This is a genomic window from Mycobacterium szulgai, assembly GCF_002116635.1.
Taxonomy (GTDB): domain Bacteria; phylum Actinomycetota; class Actinomycetes; order Mycobacteriales; family Mycobacteriaceae; genus Mycobacterium; species Mycobacterium szulgai.
In genome coordinates, this window is record NZ_LQPW01000114.1 from 1 (window position 1) to 1074 (window position 1074).

Sequence of the window (1074 nt, forward strand, 5' to 3'; positions counted from 1 at the left end):
ACTGGCTGGAACCGGCCACCGGCGCTGATGTCGGTGCTGCTGGCCTGCATCGCCCCGATCACCGCCTGCTGGGGGCGTTGACCGAGCTGGCTGACCAAGACCAGATCGTGTTCAGCGCCCGCTTGTCAGCCAGCACCCACAGCTGGCTGCAGGGCCATCAGGTCGGTGGGCAGGTCGTGGTCCCCGCGACGGGATTACTCGACATGGTCTTACACGCCGGCCACCACAGCAGCTGCCCGGTCATCGAAGAACTCGTCATCCAGGCCCCGCTGATCCTGGACACCCAGCACGCCACCGATCTGCAAATCACCGTCCACCCCCTCGACGAACACCATCGGCGGGCCTTTAGCGTCCATGCCCGCCCCGCCACCACCGACCCCACCCCGGCCACCTGGACGGTGCACGCCAGCGGCACCCTGAGCGCTCAACACCGCCACCCCCACCCCCTACCGGCCACCCCGGCCTGGACCCCTGTCGATCACGACAGCTTCTATGCCCAACTGGCCGACCATGGCCTGCATTACAGCGGTGCGTTCACCGGACTGGACCGGTTGGGTCACGACCCCGCCCACCCCGAGGTCATCCACGCCGAAATCGCCCTGCCCACCGGCATCGAGGCCGCCGGCTACGGCATCCATCCCGCCCTGCTCGACGCCGCCCTGCACCCCCTGGTCTCCACGCTGTCTGCCACCGACACCACCGACACCGCTGCCCCCTCGGGCCCGCGGGTGCCGTTTGTGATTGCCGGGGTCGACCTGCACGCCACCGACGCGCAACGCCTACGGGTGGTCCTGCACCCGACCGGGCCCGACACCTTCAGCCTCCATGCCAGCGACCCCAGCGGCGCCCCGGTGATCACCATCGAGGCCCTGACCGTGCGGGCCCTGCCCGACACCACCGCCGGCCCCGACTCCACGCCCACCACCACGGGCCTGCTGGAACTGAGTTGGCCCACCCTGCCCACCGACACCCTGCCCACCACCACCCTCGACGAGGCGGGCTGGGCGCTGATCAGCACCACTCCCCACCCCCTGGCACCCCTTGCCCACGCCAGCACCCCTCATTACCGCGAGC

At 70.3% G+C, this 1074-nt stretch carries 1 protein-coding gene; it reads left to right on the forward strand.

Features of this window, described 5'->3' with window-relative positions; translation table 11 throughout:
• Positions 1-1074, forward strand: a 1074-nt coding sequence (locus tag AWC27_RS16015; protein WP_211281643.1) for a polyketide synthase dehydratase domain-containing protein, incomplete at both ends; no start/stop codon positions are given.